A 16933-nucleotide genomic window follows, 5' to 3' on the forward strand; every position below is an offset into this window, starting at 1 on the left:
GGCGTCCTATAACCCCATTCTTGATATGAACGGTCGGCCGATGAAGGTCGTGAAATTCGCGACGGACATCAGCCAGCAGAAACTGAAAGACCAGGAGCTTTTAGCCCTGTCCAAGACCCAGGCTGTGATCAGCTTCAATCTGGATGGAACGGTCATCGAAGCCAATGATAACTTTCACAACACTCTTGGTTATCGTCCCGACGAAATCAAAGGCCGGCATCATTCCATGTTCTGCGCCCCTGAGTATGCGAACAGCATGGAATACCGGGAATTCTGGGCGAAATTGAACAGCGGAAAGTTCGTCGCGGGGCAATTCCCACGATTGACCAAAGACAAGCGCCAGGTCTGGCTGCAGGCGTCCTATAATCCCGTCTTCGATCTGACGGGCCGGGTCTTCAAAGTCGTGAAATACGCGACGGATATCACCAAGGAAAAGGAAGACTGGTTCCAGCTCGTTCGCACTCTGGGCGAGACAGCCGAGCAATTGGCTGCGGCGTCCGAGGAGCTGACCGCGACGGCGACTCAGTTCGCAGCCAACTCCCGCACCACGACCGAGCAGTCGAACAATGCCGCTGCGGCTTCGGAAGAAGTTTCGAAGGGCGTGCAGTCGGTGTCCGTGAGCATGTCGGAGATCGCGGCCTCGATCGGCGAGATCTCGAAAAACACGACCCTCAGTTCGGAAAAGAATCGCGAGAGTCTCCGCGCTGCGGAATCAACCTCGACCATCATGAATACGCTCGGCGCCAGCAGCCAGGAAATTGGTTCCATCGTGAAAGTCATCAGCTCGATAGCGCAGCAGACCAATCTCCTCGCTTTGAACGCGACCATCGAAGCCGCCCGTGCCGGTGATGCCGGTCGTGGATTCGCCGTCGTTGCGAATGAAGTGAAAGAACTGGCCACGCAAACAGCGCGCGCGACCGAAGAGATCGCGCATAAGGTTTCCGCCATCCAGGATAATACCGGGCGTGCGGTGACCGCGATTGCCTCGATTTCCAAGACGGTCAGCGAAACCAGCACCATGGCCGTGACGATCGCCACAGCCGTCGAGGAACAGACGGCCACGATCAGTGAAGTCTCGCGCGTGGTCGCGGAATCAAGCCAGGCGGTCAACAGCATTTCGAATATCGTGAAAGATGTATCCCGCGGCGCAGCGGAAGGATCGCAGGGCGCCGGGCAGCTGCTCGACGCGTCCCGCGGTTTGAGCGAGCTGGCAAGCAAGTTGAAGAGCATGGTCGCCAAGCTCGATAACTGAGCGGCATCATCTCAAACACAAAGGGCCTGCATGAAGCAGGCCCTTTTTTTATACGCGAAACGTCACTATCAAGGCTGCGTGCTCGGCGCTTCAGGAGCTTCCGGTGTCGGAGGCGTAGCGGGTGCCGCGGGCGCTGTTGCGGGGGATTCCGGTGTGCCGGGCGCCGTTGGAGCAGCGGGTGGTGTACCGGGTGCGGTCGCCGGTGTTTCAGGAGCCGGAGGCGCAGGCGGTGCCACCTTGAATTCAAACGGATAGGCGATGCTGATCTTCTGTCCGCCCCGTGGTTTCGGGAAGCTCCAGGCTTTCATTTTATTGCGAATGCAGTTCCCGATTTCTTTATTCTTGAATGTATTCTGCTCCAGCTGGCTCGCCTCGATCTTGCCGGCAAGTCCAATCAGAAAACGAATCTTCACTTTGCCACCCGTGGCTTTCTCATCGGCCGTGGCTTCCTTGAAACAGGCGACAGCGTCGTCGTTGTGAGACTGAATCACGCTCACGATTTCTTTTTGCGTCAGACCGTCACCTTTAGGGGCAGCAGCCAAAGTCATCGGGGTCAGCAAAGCCACTAGGGCGAGTCCACGAAGGCCAAACATTCCGTATTCCTTTCCGAATAAATGCATCGAAAGCAGTCCGGTGCATAGTATCCAGATTCCCGGTATAAGAAAAGGTAAGGTAATAAAGTTCTTACCAAAGTCCAATGAAATCAAGGCACTGCCTGCCCAAGGACGCGACAGGAGGCCAAGGGCTCGTGACTAACCCCAGAGAATGACGAGACCCCGCACCTGGTCATTTTTTTGCAGACTCCCTCGTCTACCATGACACGTCCAGGAGTTTGGCAATGATCTATCAATACGGGGATCTTGTGGTGCAGGCTTTTCGCGAAGAGCCCGCTGCCGTCACCATCAACGGCTGGACCATCAACTACATGGGCTTTTGCCGTTCTGAGCATCGCAATAAAACGCCGCTCGTCCTGCTGGGCGGTGCCTTTCAATCCTTCACCTCGTTTTTGAGCGACGTGAAGGCCTATCTGGCCGAAGTGCCTGTGCTCCTGGTCGCTTTGCCCGGTCAGGCCAGCAATCGGGAAACCCGCGATGCCTCGCACCTCAGCCTTCGTGATATGGCCGATCTTCTGGAAGGCTTCTTCCAGGAAATGCAGATCGAACAAGTGGCCCTGGCCGGTTATTCCTATGGTTCGCTCCTGGCCTATACCTACGCCTATCATTACGAAATGCGCCTGGAGCAGCTGGTGCTGGTCGGCTGCAGCCTCGATCTGCGGCACACCCAAAAACAAATCCTGCAGTATGCTGTGAACAATTTTAATCCCGAAACCATAGACGAGGATTCCGAGGCCGCATCCCAGGCTTTTTTCAACCTGAATGCCATGGACGCCACGGGCCTTTCCCTCGGCCTTGTGGAGACTCTGATTCATTCCATCAAAAGGCTGGCTCCGCAGGAACTCGCCAGCTATCGTTCCAACTCCGCGCGCCTTCTGCGGGAAAGACTGCCGCAGCGCAACTTTCAGGTCAGGACTCTGGTCCTGGCGGCCGCCTATGATCATTACACGACGCCCGATCAGAGCCTTGAAGTCCACGGCTGCTTTGAGAACGGTGACTTTGTTCTGATCGAGAAAGGCGACCACCTGCTGCCGCTCCGTCGCCCCCAGCTGATCAATCAAACCATCCTGCAGTTTTTATTCGATGCCCCGTACGCTGGTGAAGGCGTTTTGTATGGTGACGCCGCCATTGCCCGTGCCAGCGATCGCCGTCTGCAGAGGCGGTTCAAGGTCAAAGGCCTCGCTGTGGTGCTCACCCATGCCGATCAATTTCGCTTTGAAGGCACCCTTGAGGACATCAGTCTGGACGGCTGTGGCCTTTCCCTGCCGGCCCTGATGAGCGCCACCGCGGAATTCGATGGCACATGGCAGCTTGAAATCGGCGCATCGGAGTACAGAATCCCAGGCTTTTTGCGCGTCAATCGCGGCCGGGCGCACTTTGTTTTCTTCAAGAAGACACTGTCGGATCGGAAGCATATTAATGATTTTATTGAATCCTTCCAGGACCTTCCTTTGGTCGATCGGATGAACGCCTAGCGATTGGGCGAGACAAGGCCGGGGAATCCATGCACAATGAGCGGGAACTGTCATCAAAGAGGAGGTCCCGCTCTTGTTTGTGCGCATCACCACCATCCTGATCATCAGCCTGACCTGTCTGCTCGGCGGTTGCATTAAAAAGAAAACAAGCGAGACGTCTTCGAGCACGCCGGTGAAGATCTTCTATCATCTGCGTGAGGGCGAGGAAAAAAGCATCGACCCCATGAAGCAGTTCGATGAATCCTCGCATCAGATCGTCAGTAACCTTTACGACAGTCTTCTGCGTTACCATTATCTGAAACGACCCTACGAACTGGAACCCAATCTTCTGACCAAAATGCCGGAAAAACAGCCGGACGGTCGCAGCTATCTCTTCACCCTGAAAAAGGGCGTGCTCTTTCACGACAACGCCTGCTTCCCCGGTGGAAAAGGCCGCGAGATGAAAGCCGATGACGTGATCTATTCCCTCAAGCGCTTTGCCGATGCCAACACCAATCGACTGACCTATATCCTGATCCAGGGTTTGATCGAAGGCTTGGATGATTTTCGCGCGCAGTCCAGCAAAGACGGCAAAAATTTTTCCTTTGATAAGAATGAAATCAAAGGCGTGAAAAAGAAAGATGATTACAGCTTCACGATCACCTTCGTCCAGGACAGCCCGCTTAATTTCCATCCTCTGGCCTTCAATGGCCTCGCCATCGTCCCGCGCGAGGCCGTGGAAAAATACGGTGACGACTTCGATAAAAATCCTGTGGGCACAGGGCCTTTTGTGATGAAGACCTATTCGCGGCGCGGCACCACGATCCTGGCGCGCAATCCGCACTATCACGGCACCTATCCCACCGAAGGAATGCCCGAGGACAAGGCGGCTGGACTGTTGGAGGCCGCCGGAAAACAGCTGCCCTTTGTGGATGAAGTCCATCTGCCGTTGATCGAAGAACTGCAGCCGCAGATGCTGAAGTTTAAAAAAGGCCAGGTTGCCTACGTGGCGATCAACCGCGATGACTTCGAGCAGATGGTGGAAAAAAAGGGGAATAGCTTTGCCCTGAAAGGGGATTACGCCAAGGAATTTGATATCTATTCCGCCAACGGCCTTCAGAATGACTTCATTCGCTTCGGGCTGAGGGACCCCATCCTCGGTAAAAAAGCGGTTCGCCAGGCCCTGGCCTTGGCCCTGAACACCCAGGGTTACATAGATCTCATGTTCAACGGCCGCGGGCAGGCTCCTGAATCTTTGATCCCTCTTGATATCCCGGGAAGTGCGCTTGATACGGGCTCGACCTGGTATAAGGCGGATCTGGAGGCCGCGAAAAAGAAACTGGCTGAAGCGGGTTATCCGGAAGGGAAGGGGCTGCCGACTTTTGTCATGGAGTATCGCAGCACCAATAAGGATCAAAGGCAGCGTTTCGAGTATATTCGTAACGAATGGGCCAAGATCGGGGTCAAGGTCGAAGCCAATTACCAGACCTTCAGCAACTACCTGAAAAAAACCGATGAAGGCAATTATCAGCTGGCGGATTCCGGTTGGAACGCGGATTATCCCGATGCGGAAAACTTCTACTCGCTGCTTTACGGCAAGAACGTGGCCCCAGGACCCAACACCGGGCATTTTGCGAACGCCCGTTATGACGAACTTTATCTGCAGTCACGCCATATGAAAAATGGACCGGAGCGCTGGAAGCTGTTCGCGGAAATGGACGCCATCCTGAAAGAGGAGGTGCCCTTTCTTTTGCTGAAGAACACCACCGTCGTGGGTTTGAAGCAGAAGAACGTCAGGAACTTCAAACGCAATCTGATGGTGCCCTATCCTTACAAATACTTTGACCTTGCGCCTTAAAGCGGGATTTTTTCCCGCACGAAGCTCACAAGTTCCTGGGCCATCGCGAGGTGGTCAGGAACCCGAGGATGCTCCCAGGTCCTGGTTTTGAAGATATAGGTCAGCATCTTCGGATCATTCTGCCTGCGCACCGCTTCGCTCACATAAAAGGGATAGGGGGAGCGGGCATCATGCCCCACATCCATGGCTCCCAAAAGTCCCACGATCCAGGCCCCTGGATGCCGTGCCCGCAGGTCCCTTAAAAATTTTTCATAGGCCGGGGCAAAGTCATCCCGCACGCCCTTGGCCCAATCGTTCTGTCCCAGGTTCACAAAAATGATCTGGGGTTCCCGACCTTTTTTGTCATGAAGAGGAGCCGCCGGATCCGGCAGCTCACGATTCCAGATCTCGGCCATGGTATGCGGCTGATATCCTAAGGTCAGTCCTATGCCGCTGACCGCTATCATCTGGCTGTCCGCGTTCAGCATGCGGCTGACCAGTGCTCCATAGGAAAGCAGGTGATTATGCGGCCGCAGGTCATCCCATTGTTCAACCTCGCCGCATTCATTGCAGGCCCCGACTGTCTGGGAATCCCCATAAAAATCCAGGCGCGGGCCGATCGGTCGATTCCAGGGCAAAAATCCTTGACCCTGATCCACAAAGAAACCATTGATCTGCGTCGGTCCACTGAAGGTTTCCGTGCGGCGGAAGATTTCAAAAACATGCTCCCCGTCGGCCAGATCGCGGGCCAGGGGATAGACGTGAAACCCGGGAGCGGTATCGAGGATGCGGGAATTTTTCAGATCCCCATCAATGATCACCTGATAATCGGTGCGGCCCGAATCCTCCAGCTGCACAGCCAGGGAGGATCCGGTGAAGCGGCCTTTGATGCTGGTCCCGGGCCAGATGACCCGCAGCTTCTGCTGCTCATTCCAGCTGACCCGACCGGACAGGAAGAGTCCGGCAACGTGCGGTGAAAACCAGCTGCCGCGGCTCACATCCTCGGGCTGAATCGTGGCCGGCCGCCAGGTCGTGATCCATGACCAGTCCTGGCTTTGAGCCGATAAAGGGCCGGCGAGAAGCGTGCAGACGAGAAGAGTCATTCGGTGCATGTTTCAATTCTTTCGTGAGTTCTGATGATGAGCCTGTTCCCATACGGCCTGGGCTCCAGGATCATCAAAGTCAAATTCATAGCTCCAGTCATCAATCGACGCGGACTGAATGCGCCAGACCATGGTGCCCGGAATGCCCAGCCCGTTCGCATGCTGAAAGACTTCGCGCATGAGCAGATTGCGATCCCCATAGTAGCGGCGGAAGCCGAGTTCTTCGATAATCAAAGGTTTTCCAGCATCATGAGCCAGCCGATGCCGATCGGCGATGAATTGATCCAGGATCCAGCGTCTGTCGTTATAGGGAATGTCCCACTGATCGGGATAGGCGTGCAGCGTGGCGAAATCAAGCCAGGGGATATAGAGGTTACTCACATAATCCGAACCCTTGAGTCCATTATTGATCCAATGGTAGCGATCACTCCAGCCTTCCGAGCGATAGCCTTCCTCGCCACTGGCCAGTAGCTGCTTCGGAGCTTCGCGGTTTAAAAACTCCGACATTTCCCACAGCCAATCATGGGCGAGGCTGCCCACTTTCAGGCCGCGATCCCTTTCATAGTTATCGCGGGTGTGCGGCTCGTTCGCCAGCTCCCAGGCCATGATCGTGGGGTCGTCGCGATAGGTGCGGCCGTTGAAGCTGTTCTGATGATGGATCCAAAATTTCGCGTACTGCTTATAGGCTTCCTTCACCTGGCCATCGGAATAAAAAAGTTCGCGATCCCTGCCCGAGCCTAGGATCTGATCCACCCACCACTGCATGCCGCCGTATTCCGGCTCATAGTTCACAAGAACGAAGATGACCTTCAGGCCATATTCCGCGGCCTTGGCCAGGGCGAAGTCCATGCGCCGAACGCCATCATAATTGAAGTTTCCAGGACTCCATTGCGTGGCCACGGCCCCGTTCCAGCCGCCGTTATTAAAGCCCCAGATGCGGATGACCTTCAGCCCGCGTTCGGCGACATGCCGCAGGGTCTGATCCACCTCCTGCTCGGAAACGCCGCTGAGGAGTCCGATTTCATAAAGATTGGTGCCATGAAAATAAAACGGTCGTCCATCCAGCTCGAATTGCCTATTTTTAACCTGAACGAAGCCGGACTCCTTCCCGCCCCATGCACCCATGAGACCTGCGGTACGCGGCTCGGCGCTGCACGCGGTCAGCAGTGTCATCACGATCGCTTCCGTCAGTCTTTTCCAGTGTCGTGTCATGCCCCAACCCCCAAATTTCATCAGATTTCCCAGTAACTCGAAAGGCCCAGATAAAAACCGCTGTTGCGTCCGGGATAAAGCCCGTTGCTCACATCACGCCGCATGGCATCGTTCCAAAAGGAATAGCCGGTATAAAGTCCGAACTTCTGCTGCCAGCGCGCCAAAGGCTTTAGATTCAGCGCCAGATAAAGATTGACGAGTGATTGATCGACCGGACGAATGGTCTCCTGCAGATCGCCGTCACCTTCCCGATGCCGATAGCCAAAGCCATCCGTCACGGCCACATAACCGAGGAGCGTTTCCAATTCCAGAGTGGAACGGATCTGATACATCGGGCGAATCGCAGCGGCGACGGCCTGCATCGGCGGTCTTTCATAGATCTGATCATCCACGGTATAACGCCAGCCACCAAAGTCCGCACGCTGCCAACCGATGGCCGCATCCAGACTGAAGTCCCGACCTTGAGGATACCAACTGAACTGTTCGCCGATTCTGAGAAGACGCGAGTCCTGAACAGCGTCTCTGAGTTCCGGAGGCGCCGAGGCTGAAAAAAGCTGATTGTTGCGCCAGGGCCCCAGCGAATCGGCGAGCGGGCCCTGATCAAAATCAGGGCTATCCATGACTCCAAAAAGCCCCCGGCCTATCATCGCAGCGAATTGATGCGAGGCGGACGGCTTCCAGGCCTTATGCATCATTGCGAATTTAAATCCGGTCATGGGCGCGTAACTTTGCGTTCCGGTGCCGGCATCCCGCGCTCCACTTTGCGTGAGGTTGGAAATGAAGCCGAGTTTGCCATCCAAAAGCGGAATTTCCTCCAGGCGAAAATCCAGCGCGCTTTGAATCGGTCCCCCGGAATAGGAAACCGTATAGAATGCGGCCGCCGACGCGCGTATCCCATTGCCCACATCGAAGTTATAGATGCCGAGCCCAGGCCCTTCATTGTTCGCAATCGTCATCCCGATCAGCCAGAAACCCTCCCAGCGATACGAGCGCCGACCGATCCAAAAAAGAGTCTCGCGCGGCAGGAACTGACCCACTTCCAAAAAAAGGTTGCGGTTGCCGATCTTCATCGCATCCGTCCCGGCGCTGCGTTCGCCATTCAGGGTCAGCTGCAGGTCAAAATCCAAACGAACCCAGGATCCCCCTTCACTGCTGGGGCTGCGCAGGTGGTACTGACTGTAAAGCTCCGACCAGGCGCCTTGACAGGAGCCACCTGCGCCACTGATCCAAAGCCCGGATTTCTGCGGCTGGTTGATCGGCTTGCAGCTGACACCGGCCTCATTCAAACCCAGGTTCAGACCAAATTTCCACCAGTTCTTCAGCTCCTGCGCGCTTCCTGTTTGGGGGAAAAGAAAAGCGAAGAGCAGAAGAAAACCCAGGATGTATCCATGTCCGTCAGGGGCGTATGAAGATTTCAATGGGCAACTCCCGCGGACGATAGTGATTTTTTTTCGAACGCACAGGCAGCTGCTCGGCCGCCGGCCCTACGCTGACCTGGGGCTCCACCTCCTGCGCCAGCCGGATATTGTCGATGTGAAAACTTCCGGTGGGTTGATCAGGCATGTAAAAAAGCAGATAGATCTTGCGCGGCAGCGTCGTCAGGTTCACGGCGCTTTGATACTGCCAGCTCGTGGTCTTCGCTTTCCAGGTCTTGCTTTTCAAATAGAATACGACATCGCGATTCCAGCCTTTTTCCAGGTTAAAAGGCTGCGATTCAAAATATTCATCGGTATCAATCGCCATCGCGACCTGAGCCGACGTGATTTCCGGCAGCTCGATATCCATCCGCAGACTGGTGAATTCCCGGCCGAGCGAGCTGATATCGCGTTCGATCACAATGCCTTTGCCCTTGCGTTGGGCACCTTCCAACCAAAAAATCTTGAGAGACTTTTTGCCTTCAGTAAACGTGCCTTCGGTGATTTCGGCCTTGGCTTCATCACCCCAGTCGGCAATGCGCCACTTGTTGTCCTGCTCAAAACCATCGAGCAGTTCAGCCTGGGCCAGTTTCGGCAGCAGGAGGCAGGAAAAAAGGATTAAGCTTTGGGCTATGTTTTTCATTGTTCACCACCAAAGGCTCATGGTTACACCACCGGTCCACCCTTGCGTTTTATTCTGCAGGGGACCCCGCGTGACATCGCGGCGGATTTCCGGATTCCATTCGTTAAAGGCCGCATAGAATTTGGTTTCGGTGCCACCGCCCCAACCGAGCGGACGCACGATATAGGCGATTTCACTGCGGCGGAGACTGCGATCGACGGGCTTTCGGCTTTCGCTGACCGTGCCATCGGGAAGACGCCGCCGATAGCCCAGACCATTTTCCATAAGCACCGCGCCGTGGCTCAGGGCGAGGCTCTGACGCGCAGTGATATCCCAGATAGGGCGCAGCATCCACGCCCGCGTTTCCATCGGCGGACGATCATAGATGAGGCCTTCATCCACGTAATGAAGGCCTCCGAACTCGACCTTTTCATAAAGCAGGGCCGCCTGAAGCGAGAAGGGAACGAACTCCGGATAAAGAAGATACTGATCCCCGACGCGGAAGGCCTGCGAGCGTTTGATCGCCTCACGCTCCTCGCTATGCAGCGTGGAATCAAGCCAGGCGGGATCGCGTTCCTCGCCGGTATTGTTGAATTCCGCGCCGCGTCCCTGATCGAAGGGCACAAGGTCATTGCCACCGAAAAGACCGCGCCCGGCCTGGACGAAGAATTTATTTTCGCTGTCCTCATCCTCGATCTTATGAATCAGAGCGAGCTGCGTTCCTGTCATCGGTGCGAATTTCTTCGCTCCGGTTTTGCTATCGGTGCTGAGCGTGCGGGTCTGCAGCAGCGCGACCTTCAATGTTCCACCGAAGAGGGGCACGCGGTCCCAGCGGATGTCGATGGTATCCTGGGAAGGACCACCGTTTTTGGAATTGACGCGGAAAAAAGCTGTTCCAAGGTAACCAAGTCCGAGATCAAGGTTGCTCAGCCCCAGGCCCGGTCCATGCTGATCAAGAATGCGAAGATCAAGGATCCAAAGATCCTCGTAATCATAGCTGCGATTTCCGACCCAGACGACTTCCTTGCCGCCCCAGAAATTCCCCACCTCAGCAAAGAAGTTGCGATTGCCGAGGATCAAGCCGCTCGTACCCTGGGTGGTATCAACCCAGCCGCGTTCCATCGGGGCTTTGATGGTCAGATCGATGAAAGCACGCGCCCAGATCTGCTGGGTTCCGCCGCGAATGAAATACTTCGACCAGGCCAGAACCCCTTCGGTTTCCGCGCAGTCATCACGGGCGATCTGCAGATCCTGATCACCGTGGGTACGGAGGCAGGGGCCCAGGCTTCCACCCGGTCCCAGTCCCAAGTTAATCGTCATGCGTCCATGCAGTTTGCCATCCTCCTGCACCTGCGCAGCGAGGGGCCCCATCGAAACGAGTAACGTCCATCCAAGAAGGAGTCGCAGGAAAATTTTCATAAGTTTTATCCATCGGCAGAACGGGATGAATCAGAGATCCAGGACCTCAGGACGCACTGGCCACGACCACGGGCTGCGAGCCTTCGGGCACCGTATACTTTTCACTCTGGAGGTCCAGCTTGCCGTCTTTATCGGCGTTCTTGCTGTCCTCGGGATAGATGTCGAGTTGGAAAAGATAAGTGCCTGGCGGTGAATCCCAGGGTGGATTGCTCGTCGCTCCGGCACCGGGAGGGGCGCAGTCCTTATCATCCTGCTCATCCCTCGCGACGAAGGCGAAGGAGAGTTTGCCGGAAAAACCTTTATCCACTTTGATTGTCTGATTGCCGTAGGATCGCCATCCAGACCCAGGCATTTTCAGGGCGACGGCAAAGCTCGCGGTGAAATCCATCCGTTTCACGTCCAGGGAAACGTTCACATCCTGGCAGCCCACGATCTGATCCGGTGCTTCCAAAGGCCCTATGATAACCGGCTTTCCGGAAGGATCGTTCGGCGCCTCGGGATCGACCTGGATACCGGCCACGCGCCATGAACCCAGCTGATCCGCATCCTCATCCTCGAAGCGATCACCGCCTTTGATTTCCAGCATGTATCCCGTATCTATAGCCCAACGACCGTCGATATAGGCGGCGGCCGGGCCTTTGGGCAGCGCGTAATTGGGGGTGAGAACGAGATCGCGTGTCCCCGATCCGGGGTCAAGTTCGAACTTTTGCCAGTTGGTCAGTCCATCACCACCGACCTGACCCTGATCCACTCGTTTCAGGACGACTTCGAGCGTGGTGGGACGGGATACGTTATAGGCCACAGTCACAAGAAAGGGCGAGCGACCGTTGATCTTGCGAGGAACGGTCACGCCGTTATAGATGTGAATGCGTTCAAAACCCTCGGCATCCGCCTCGGTCCTGTAACCCCACAGGCTTTGGCAGGTCTGGGTTTTCAGGCTGAAATACGTTCCATTATCACAGTCCTGAACCTGTCCGATGGTTGTGGTGTCCGGGCGACCACAGCTCATCAGGGCCAGCGCGAGACTCCCTATGATGACGAAATTCATGAAATTTGCCCCCCTTGTTTTCCATCGCGAACCTAAATATCCTTTATCGACTGAACTGCCCTTGAGAATTCAGATGCGCGGCTCCCCGCACGCCGCTCGAATCACCGAAGCGGGCTGGCACGAAACGAGTGCGAACATCCGGACTGAAAATATACTCGCCCCAAATGCGAGGCACATTCTGATAAATACGACTGCAGTTGGAAAGACCGCCGCCGGCCACAATCACGTCGGGATCGAGGATATTGATTACCGACGCCAGACTGCGGGCGAGTCGATGCTCAAGTCTTTCAAGCGCGGCATCTGCATCCGGGTCGCCTTTCTCGGCAAGCTCGACGATTTTCTGCGCATTGGCCTGCCGCCCGGTTGCCGCTGCAAAATCACGCGCCAAACCCGTTCCAGACACATACGTTTCAATGCAGCCGCGTTGTCCGCAGTAACAATAGGGACTTGGCAAATCATAGGGCAAAGGATCCGGAAGGCGATTGTGCCCCCATTCCCCGCCGATCGAATTGACCCCCATAATCAACTGCCTTTGGAACACAATCCCGCCGCCACAGCCGGTTCCCAGGATAATGCCGAACACGCAGGACGCATAAGCACCGGCACCGTCCCACGCTTCTGAAAGCGCAAAACAGTTGGCATCATTGGCCACACGAATCTGTCGATCGAGCAGACGCTCCAGATCAATCTGAAGTGGCTTTCCTATCAGTTCTGTCGTGTTACTGTTTTTTACTAATCCATTATGAGGATCTATTGCGCCGGGGATCCCGATTCCAACCGTGCCTTGCATGCCTAATTCTTCTTCCGCTTCCATCACCAATTGGCGAAGCGATTCAACGATTGGCTTGTAAGCGCCTCGTGGAGTAGGGATACGTCGGCGAAGCAATTCCTGGCCGTGTTCGTCGAGGGCCAGGATTTCGATCTTGGTTCCACCCAAATCGATACCCAGTTTCATGTAAAATCTCCCATCTACCTCTTTGCCTGTGATTCGTCTTTTTTTATCCGAAAGACAAGAAGTATTACTCTCACACTTTGTTAATTAATTTTACTAAATGATTTTGACCAAGAATTCCTGGATGTCGTAAGGTTCATCTCTATATTAGGGCGAAAGTTTGATTTCGTAGTTTTTTGACATTTTTCCCCGGAAAACTAGCTGATATCAGCGAAGACATCGCTCTCATCAAGTAATTCAATAACGTGGATCTGCACCGACCGCGCGGATGGAATTTTTTTTTCAGTTGCCGACTTGGTAAGGAAAATTTACGAGAGGGATTGGACGAAAGAACAAAGTCTCAGGTGGGAAGCCACACTTGATAACGATTAATGAAAGTCGATTATGTCGGCTGAAGAATCGGAATCGCAGGTCTTTTCGGGCTCGATCGCAACTTTGTTCGCTGAACCGGGGGAGAACGAACAGTGTCACGGCTAAAAAGAGTCTGCTTCGGATGGATGCTGCTCCTGCTCCTGGGAGTACCCGCTGCCACTGCGGCCACGGATAAGGTTTTGCAGTTCTGGGTGGTGGGCAATGGCATCGAAGACTCCCTGATGTATCGGGAGTTGGCGCGGAACTTCGAAAAGGAAAGCGGATATAAGGTCCATGTCACCCCGCTCTCATGGGGAAACTTCAATCAGAAATATCTGACGTCGATGGCGGCTGCGCTGCCGCCTGATATCGGTGTGGCCAACCTGGGATCACCGATGGAATGGGGCTCGCTGGGTGGAGTCGTCGCCCTGGATAAGGAATTTCCCGAGGAGATCGCCGAGCTGAAGGGGAGATTTTTTCCAGGAACTTTGCCGCAGTTTACTTTTAATGGCCATCTTTATGGGCTGCCGACCGAGCTGGTCACCGCCGTCCTTTATTATCGGAAGGATGTCTTCGAACGGCTTAACCTTGTGCCGCCCAAGACCTGGAGCGAACTCCAGGCGGCCATTCGGAAACTCGAAGTGAATCGCTACCACTTTCATTTCGGCTGGACCCGTGGGGAACAATGGGCGCTTTATTACCAGACGCTGCCCTTTGGCTTTGCCGGCGTGGGTCAGACGCCGGATGGTCAGCCAGCCCTGGATTGGCTGCAGCCCGCTTATCAGAAAGGCGTGGCGCATGGACTTGGTCTTTGGCATCTGCATGATGCCATCGGCGATGGTTCGACCGATCGCACGATTGGTCGTTTTCTCTCGGATATTCCAGATCAATCTCTGGGGATGATGGTCGATGGGAACTGGGTGGCCAGCTCGATTCAAAAGATCGCTCCCGAGGCGGAGGCGCGCTGGGGCGTCGTGCCGTGGCCCAAAGCCGATGAGGGGCAGGCCATCAACGTCATGGGCGGCACCTCGTATGTAATTTTTCAGAAATCGAAGCATAAGGCGGCGGCGTTCGCCTGGCTCAAGTATTTGAATTCGCTGGAAGCCCAGCAGTTCATGATCCTCGAACGCGTGCAAAGGGAAGGGCAGGCTGCGGCTTTCAACATTTCGCCGGTCAAGGCCGTTTGGGATGAAAGCCAGACGGAATTTTGGGCAAGGCCGGAATTTCAGGATCAGCGGAAAATCATCGACGCCCTGCGCGGCATACTCGATACCTTCCAATCCTTTCCCTATCTGAAGGGAAAGCCGGATACCGATCAGATCGAAGCGCGGATCCTCGATCGCATGGGGACGGCCATCAACCGTCGTCTGACGGCCGAGGCTGACCTTCGCGGGCTGACGCGCTGGGATTATATCAAGTGGATGGCGTCGGAGGAGGGGGCGGACAAGCGGAACGAGATGAATCGCTGGATCAGCGCGCAGCTGAGCACGGAATACGCGCAGCAGTATCCCCTCGCTCTGCAGCGGCTGAACCAGGAAACCGCCCGCTATCAAAACAGCTACGGGGACATCGTCGCGAACCTCGATGCCTTCGAGGGTCGCCGCAATATCCTCGATTATCTGAAATGGGGCGCGCTGGGGTCGATGATCCTCGGTCTTATCCTTGTCTTCAGCATGCCGCGGCTTCGCGCCTATCGGAATTCCTATGCGTTCATCGCGGTGCCCTGCATCCTCTCCCTGGTCTTCGTCGTGGTGCCCATGCTGACCTCGCTGTATCTTTCGTTCACCGAATACCATTCGATCCTGCCGCTCGCGTCGGCGAAGTGGATCGGTTTTCAGCATTATCTTTCGGCCATTGACCTGAAGGACTCGGAGAACGTCCTCAGGAGCATAGGCAAGACCATGATCTATGTCAGCGTCACGGTGCCCGCGGGCATTCTTCTGGCGCTTCTTTTTGCGGCTCTTTTGAATAACGATCTGATCGGCCAAAGATTCTGGCGTTTCCTTTATTTTTCGCCGCTCATCACCAGTGCGGTCTCGGTCTCGCTGATCTTTACGCAGCTTTACCGCGAATCCTCGATGGGCTGGCTGAATGCCGCGTTCTTAAAGCTCGGTTGGATCACCAACCCCATTCTTTTCCTGAAGGATCCCCAGACCTTCCTGGCCTGCGTGATGGCTCTTGCCATCTGGCACGGGCTGGCCTTTACCATACTTCTCTTTCTGGCGGGACTTCAGCAGATTCCGACTCAGCTCTATAAAGCAGCGGAAATAGATGGGGCCGGCTGGTGGCAAAAATTCTGGCACGTATCCCTGCCGGGAATCAGGCCGCAGCTCTTTTTTGCCTTGATTATGGGGCTGATCGGCAGCTTTCAGGTCTTTGAACAGATCTATATGCTCGGCGGCGGATCGGGTTATGCCGGATCGAAGTTTGGTCCCAATGATGCCGGTCGCACCATGGTGCCTTTGATCTATGACCTTGGTTTTGAACAGTTCAAAATGGGTCGCGCGTCGGCTGTGGCCTATATTCTGTTTCTCGTGATTCTGGTGTTTACAATGCTGCAGCTCAGGGTTCTGAGGCAGAAGACGGCGGACTAGGAGAGAACCATGAACGTTGATAAAGAACTCACGACGCAGCCTTTGACGCTGAACTGGGAAACCGAGGGCAAGGCCTGGGCGTCCTGGACGAGCCTGCGCCGTTTGAAATCCGTGCGGCTGGTGTGGGTGTATATCGCGCTGGCGATTTCAGCCATAGTCCTGGCGATGCCCTTTTACTACATGCTGATCACGGCCTTTAAATCGACTGCGGAGCTGGCTCAGGATGAAGTGTCCCTTTGGGTGGCGCATCCCACCCTCGATCCTTTGCGGCGACTCCTGGATGGTACCGCTTACCTGCACGCGGCCTGGAACAGTTTTGTGATCGCGCTTCTGACGACGGTCGGCAACATGCTGCTTTGCCCTTTGGCGGGTTATGCTTTCGCCAAGCATCGTTTTCCCGGTCGGGATCGCATTTTTTTCCTGCTCCTCTCGACCATGATGGTGCCGGGTGCGGTTCTGCTCGTGCCGAACTTTCTTCTGGCTCGGGATTTTGGCTGGATCAATAGCTATCTGCCTTTGATCGTGCCCGGGCTCGCGAGCATTTTCTATGTGTTCCTGTCCCGGCAATTCATCAGCAAGATTCCAAAGGACCTGATTCAGGCGGCGCGGGTGGACGGTTGCTCGGAATGGCGAATTTTCTTTCAGATCATTCTGCCCCTCTGCCGCCCGCTCCTTGCATCCATCGGTATTTTAAGCTTTCTGGGATCGTGGAATGGCTTTATCGGTCCCATGATTTATCTTCTGGATGAAGATCGTTACACGATTCCGCTGGTGATTTCCATGCTGCAGGGCCGTTTCGGAGGCCAGGAGAACGTGCAGATGGCCGGATCGCTGCTCTCGATCGTACCGGCTTTGATCCTTTTCTTTATCTTTCAAAAACAGATCGTCAGCAGCTTTGCCAACAGTGGCCTTAAAGAATAAGTCCAGCGGGGGAGAAGGATACCATGGCTCAACTGAGTTTAAGCAATATCTGCAAGGATTATGGAAACGGCACCCTGGCTGTGAATCATGCGAATCTGGAGGTGAACGACGGGGAGTTCGTCGTTCTGGTCGGGCCGTC

The 16933-nt window shown here is 55.2% G+C and carries 13 protein-coding genes; 5 read left to right on the plus strand and 8 right to left on the minus strand.

Annotation, left to right across the window (positions count from 1 at the left end; genetic code table 11):
* Positions 1-1252: methyl-accepting chemotaxis protein (locus tag VFO10_RS24805; RefSeq protein ID WP_325144692.1), on the plus strand; the 1252-nt coding region annotated here is incomplete at its 5' end.
* Between the two features lie 68 nt (positions 1253-1320).
* Here the strand turns inward: VFO10_RS24805 and VFO10_RS24810 are convergent.
* Complete coding sequence (locus tag VFO10_RS24810) at positions 1321-1845, minus strand: AgmX/PglI C-terminal domain-containing protein (RefSeq protein ID WP_325144693.1); 525 nt, start codon at positions 1843-1845, stop codon at positions 1321-1323.
* A 245-nt stretch (positions 1846-2090) separates the two neighbouring features.
* Between VFO10_RS24810 and VFO10_RS24815 the strand changes: the two genes are divergently transcribed.
* Entirely contained in the window at positions 2091-3341 is a 1251-nt protein-coding gene (locus VFO10_RS24815; protein WP_325144694.1) for an alpha/beta fold hydrolase, read from the plus strand.
* A gap of 79 nt (positions 3342-3420) precedes the next feature.
* Complete coding sequence (locus VFO10_RS24820) at positions 3421-5178, plus strand: ABC transporter substrate-binding protein (RefSeq protein ID WP_325144704.1); 1758 nt, start codon at positions 3421-3423, stop codon at positions 5176-5178.
* On the opposite strand, the gene VFO10_RS24825 is transcribed toward VFO10_RS24820, so the two are convergent.
* From VFO10_RS24825 to VFO10_RS24855, 7 genes are read right to left on the minus strand one after another with little or no spacing between them, the layout of a single operon-like run.
* Positions 5175-6269 carry an SGNH/GDSL hydrolase family protein gene (locus VFO10_RS24825; protein ID WP_325144695.1) on the minus strand — a complete coding sequence of 365 codons (1095 nt, stop codon included), beginning with the start codon at positions 6267-6269 and terminating at the stop codon, positions 5175-5177. The two genes, VFO10_RS24820 and VFO10_RS24825, sit on opposite strands and share 4 nt — an antisense overlap.
* Positions 6270-6272: 3 nt before the next feature.
* Positions 6273-7472: a cellulase family glycosylhydrolase gene (locus VFO10_RS24830; RefSeq protein ID WP_325144696.1), complete on the minus strand. Its 1200-nt coding sequence runs from the start codon at positions 7470-7472 to the stop codon at positions 6273-6275.
* Between the two features lie 20 nt (positions 7473-7492).
* Entirely contained in the window at positions 7493-8890 is a 1398-nt protein-coding gene (locus VFO10_RS24835; RefSeq protein WP_325144697.1) for a carbohydrate porin, read from the minus strand.
* A complete protein-coding gene (locus tag VFO10_RS24840) occupies positions 8868-9530 on the minus strand; it encodes a hypothetical protein (protein ID WP_325144698.1) in 663 nt (220 codons plus the stop codon). The genes VFO10_RS24835 and VFO10_RS24840 overlap by 23 nt, the downstream gene beginning before the upstream one ends.
* A 3-nt stretch (positions 9531-9533) precedes the next feature.
* Complete coding sequence (locus VFO10_RS24845; protein ID WP_325144699.1) at positions 9534-10928, minus strand: carbohydrate porin; 1395 nt, start codon at positions 10926-10928, stop codon at positions 9534-9536.
* Between the two features lie 46 nt (positions 10929-10974).
* Entirely contained in the window at positions 10975-11976 is a 1002-nt protein-coding gene (locus VFO10_RS24850) for a hypothetical protein (RefSeq protein WP_325144700.1), read from the minus strand.
* A 43-nt stretch (positions 11977-12019) separates the two neighbouring features.
* Positions 12020-12931, minus strand: coding sequence for an ROK family protein (locus VFO10_RS24855; RefSeq protein ID WP_325144701.1), 912 nt, complete (start codon positions 12929-12931; stop codon positions 12020-12022).
* A gap of 461 nt (positions 12932-13392) precedes the next feature.
* On the opposite strand from VFO10_RS24855, the gene VFO10_RS24860 reads away from it, so the two are divergent.
* Together VFO10_RS24860 and VFO10_RS24865 are read left to right on the plus strand one after the other, a co-directional pair.
* Positions 13393-15873, plus strand: a complete 2481-nt coding sequence (locus VFO10_RS24860; protein ID WP_325144702.1) for an extracellular solute-binding protein — start codon at positions 13393-13395, stop codon at positions 15871-15873.
* A 9-nt stretch (positions 15874-15882) separates the two neighbouring features.
* Complete coding sequence (locus VFO10_RS24865) at positions 15883-16794, plus strand: carbohydrate ABC transporter permease (RefSeq protein ID WP_325144703.1); 912 nt, start codon at positions 15883-15885, stop codon at positions 16792-16794.
* Positions 16795-16933: the final 139 nt, after the last annotated feature.

Origin of the sequence: Oligoflexus sp. (assembly GCF_035712445.1) — a bacterium.
GTDB lineage: Bacteria > Bdellovibrionota_B > Oligoflexia > Oligoflexales > Oligoflexaceae > Oligoflexus.

What these genes read in the sequence shown, in the direction of transcription:
- VFO10_RS24850 (WP_325144700.1), bottom strand. Translation starts at nt 11,976, where the DNA reads ATGAATTTCGTCATCATAGGGAGTCTCGCGCTGGCCCTGATGAGCTGT.
- VFO10_RS24840 (WP_325144698.1), bottom strand. Translation starts at nt 9,530, where the DNA reads ATGAAAAACATAGCCCAAAGCTTAATCCTTTTTTCCTGCCTCCTGCTG.
- VFO10_RS24830 (WP_325144696.1), bottom strand. Translation starts at nt 7,472, where the DNA reads ATGACACGACACTGGAAAAGACTGACGGAAGCGATCGTGATGACACTG.
- VFO10_RS24825 (WP_325144695.1), bottom strand. Translation starts at nt 6,269, where the DNA reads ATGCACCGAATGACTCTTCTCGTCTGCACGCTTCTCGCCGGCCCTTTA.
- VFO10_RS24810 (WP_325144693.1), bottom strand. Translation starts at nt 1,845, where the DNA reads ATGTTTGGCCTTCGTGGACTCGCCCTAGTGGCTTTGCTGACCCCGATG.
- VFO10_RS24845 (WP_325144699.1), bottom strand. Translation starts at nt 10,928, where the DNA reads ATGAAAATTTTCCTGCGACTCCTTCTTGGATGGACGTTACTCGTTTCG.
- VFO10_RS24855 (WP_325144701.1), bottom strand. Translation starts at nt 12,931, where the DNA reads ATGAAACTGGGTATCGATTTGGGTGGAACCAAGATCGAAATCCTGGCC.
- VFO10_RS24865 (WP_325144703.1), top strand. Translation starts at nt 15,883, where the DNA reads ATGAACGTTGATAAAGAACTCACGACGCAGCCTTTGACGCTGAACTGG.
- VFO10_RS24815 (WP_325144694.1), top strand. Translation starts at nt 2,091, where the DNA reads ATGATCTATCAATACGGGGATCTTGTGGTGCAGGCTTTTCGCGAAGAG.